The sequence below is a fragment of the Marisediminitalea alba genome (assembly GCF_002993365.1).
GTDB classification, from domain to species: Bacteria; Pseudomonadota; Gammaproteobacteria; order Enterobacterales; family Alteromonadaceae; genus Alteromonas; species Alteromonas alba.
The window spans coordinates 1-2,580 of sequence record NZ_PVNP01000135.1 but is presented as its reverse complement, the minus strand read 5'-3'; the positions used below and the strand labels follow the sequence as shown (position 1 = coordinate 2,580).

Sequence of the window (2,580 nt, the reverse complement as noted above, 5' to 3'; positions counted from 1 at the left end):
ATTATCTAATAATAGATTTTTCAATATCTTTTATTTGAAGGCGTGTACGTATTTCCATTAGCGTATAAGAAGCAAAAAGTTCAAACGAAAATTTGTCTAATATAATCTAGTCGATTGATATCAAGCGTTACGTTACTCTAACAGCTTGCGTATCAGTCTGATTTAACTTTTTAAAGTAATGCTTACCAACTATTCAAATAGTTTAATTTTACTCGTAAATCTACACCTTCTTTAATACCTATCCTTAGATACAAAAAAAGCGAACAAGAGATTGCTTTTTACTTCTTTGTCCAAGAAGATTGAGGGTATGGCTAAGCAAGCGTTTCAGAACCAAAAGCACGGTTGGGGCTGACTTTATGATTCTGAAAATCTCTTGTTCGAAACTTAAATTCTCATTAATCGAAGTTAATGAGAATGGCCATGACCTTTGTCAAATGAGGTTGCCTTTTCAACATTGAGGACTTTCCCTTTTTTGCTAATGCTAAAGAAAAGAGTTTCACCGTTCTCAGAGTTTGTCGCTTTAACTATATATTCTCTCTCTGTCGCTTCAACTAATTCGAAATCTCCCTGTGCGACCTTATTCCATGAAGTGTCCAGCTTCCCTACAGACATTCCATTGTTTTTAAAAGTAAGTGTTTTAGCCGTTGTCTGGGCAGCTTGGATGACCTCCATAACACTTACCTCGCCATGCGCTCCTCCATGTGCGAAAGCATTAGAAGAAGCTAAAAGCGCAGATGCAATTGTTAATACTTTTATGTGTTTCATTCTGTGATTCCTCATTTTTACTTTAAACCTTCAACGATGTATTCACCGCTGAAAATTAGTTGAACATCAATATCTTTGTCTGTGTTGTTTTTCCAATACCAGCCATGTGACCCGTTAAAAGGAACAACAAAACTCCCTTTCATACTTTCAACAGTAGCGACAGTGTATGACTTAAAATAGCCAGTATTATCACCATCTGGTTCACCATGAAGATCGACATATAGCTCGCCATTACTTGTTTGCCATTCATAAGTGACCTGCTGGCTCTCCATCATGCTGAGCTTATACTCGATACCTTTACCTGCTGGAACAGTAACGACCACTGTATCTTGGTCACCGTCTGTACTTGTCTTAGCAGATGGAGATTCTCCGTCCTGATTAAATACTGTTAGACCGAGCTTCTTTCCGACACCAGTAGGGTCAATGTCATACTCAGCAGGTAAAATAAATAACACTAGAGTCACTACTGCTACTGACAATGCAATTACAGTCGCTTTTATCAGTGCTCGATTTGTTTGATTAGATTCCATAAATATATTTCTCATAAGATTTAGCTAACAAAATACCCTGTTAGTTGCATGCCAACTAACATAAAACCACCACTCATCAAGACTGTGTTCGTTGCCGCAGAAAAACGGTCGAAACTCTCGAATTGACGCCAAAAATTAATTAACAGAAGAATAAAAATAAGAGCCATAAACTGACCAATTTCTACTCCAATATTAAAGGAGAGCAGATTTAGCGCTAGCCCATCTTCAGGTAAGTGAAACTCTTGGATCTTTGTTGCTAATCCGAAGCCATGAAACAAGCCAAAAATAAGTACAGCTTTCTTAGGGTCGGGTTGTTTACCAAAGAAGTGGGTGAATCCTCCGAGGTTATCAAACCCTTTATAAACCACTGATAAACCGATAATTGCATCAATCAGGTATGCATTAACCTGGATATTAGCTAGGACTCCAGTCATTAGAGTTAAACTGTGACCTATCGTGAACATACTTACGTAGAGCAAGACGTCTTTACTATTTCTCAGAAAAAACAGCACTCCCACTAGAAACAGCAAATGGTCATAACCCGTAACCATATGTTTAGCTCCGATATACAGAAAAGGAATTATCTGGATACCAGTGTTGTTTTCTAAGAAGTTACGTGTACTGTCGTCTACACCGTGTGCAAAGGCTTCAAACGAAGCCATTGCACACAGAGATAGAAGAAGGTACACCAAATGCGTTAGCTTTAATTGTACTAGCTCAGACCTGATCTGACAGTTACCCAGATTTTCTGGTGTCGGCGTCAGGTTAGATTTGAGCTAAATTCTTTTCAGCCCAAACCCGTTTTCCATCAGTTAATGTTTCCATTGGCGTTCGGCCGCAGCACATTTTGCCCTGATGGGTCCGTTCATTGTTGTAATAATCCAGCCAGTCGTCCAGATCTTTCTGCAACATTTCCAGTGAATCATAGAGCTTTTTGCGGAACGTTACCTGATAGAACTCATTTAAGATGGTTTTGTGGAAGCGTTCACATATACCATTGGTTTGCGGATGCCTCGCTTTGGTCTTGGTGTGGTCGATGTCATTGATTGCCAGATACAACTGGTAATCGTGCTGTTCAACCTTGCCGCAATACTCAGTGCCTCGGTCAGTTAAAATCCGTAACATTGGCAGCTCCTGAGCCTCGAAGAACGGCAATACACGGTCATTTAATACATCTGCCGATGTGATTGGCGTTTTCGTTGTGTAGAGCTTAGCGAACGCTACTTTGCTGTACGTATCAACGAAGGTCTGCTGGTAAATTCGGCCTACGCCCTTTAAGTTACCT

General features: G+C 39.8%; 4 protein-coding genes. All 4 read right to left on the bottom strand.

Annotated features, from left to right (window positions below; all coding sequences use genetic code 11):
* Positions 1 to 405: 405 nt before the first annotated feature.
* Positions 406 to 765, bottom strand: coding sequence for a DUF6488 family protein (locus C6Y40_RS12495; RefSeq protein WP_020742705.1), 360 nt, complete (start codon positions 763 to 765; stop codon positions 406 to 408).
* A 17-nt stretch (positions 766 to 782) separates the two neighbouring features.
* Positions 783 to 1,295 carry a hypothetical protein gene (locus C6Y40_RS12490; protein ID WP_012516819.1) on the bottom strand — a complete coding sequence of 171 codons (513 nt, stop codon included), beginning with the start codon at positions 1,293 to 1,295 and terminating at the stop codon, positions 783 to 785.
* A 20-nt stretch (positions 1,296 to 1,315) separates the two neighbouring features.
* Complete coding sequence (locus C6Y40_RS12485) at positions 1,316 to 1,957, bottom strand: HupE/UreJ family protein (RefSeq protein ID WP_105934865.1); 642 nt, start codon at positions 1,955 to 1,957, stop codon at positions 1,316 to 1,318.
* Positions 1,958 to 2,060: 103 nt separating this feature from the next.
* On the bottom strand, positions 2,061 to 2,580 hold a 520-nt coding region (locus C6Y40_RS12480; RefSeq protein WP_146129523.1), incomplete at its 5' end, for an integrase core domain-containing protein.

Bases quoted from the DNA above. Each gene is read 5' to 3' on its own strand.
- C6Y40_RS12490 (WP_012516819.1), bottom strand. From the start codon at position 1,295: ATGGAATCTAATCAAACAAATCGAGCACTGATAAAAGCGACTGTAATT.
- C6Y40_RS12495 (WP_020742705.1), bottom strand. From the start codon at position 765: ATGAAACACATAAAAGTATTAACAATTGCATCTGCGCTTTTAGCTTCT.
- C6Y40_RS12485 (WP_105934865.1), bottom strand. From the start codon at position 1,957: ATGGCTTCGTTTGAAGCCTTTGCACACGGTGTAGACGACAGTACACGT.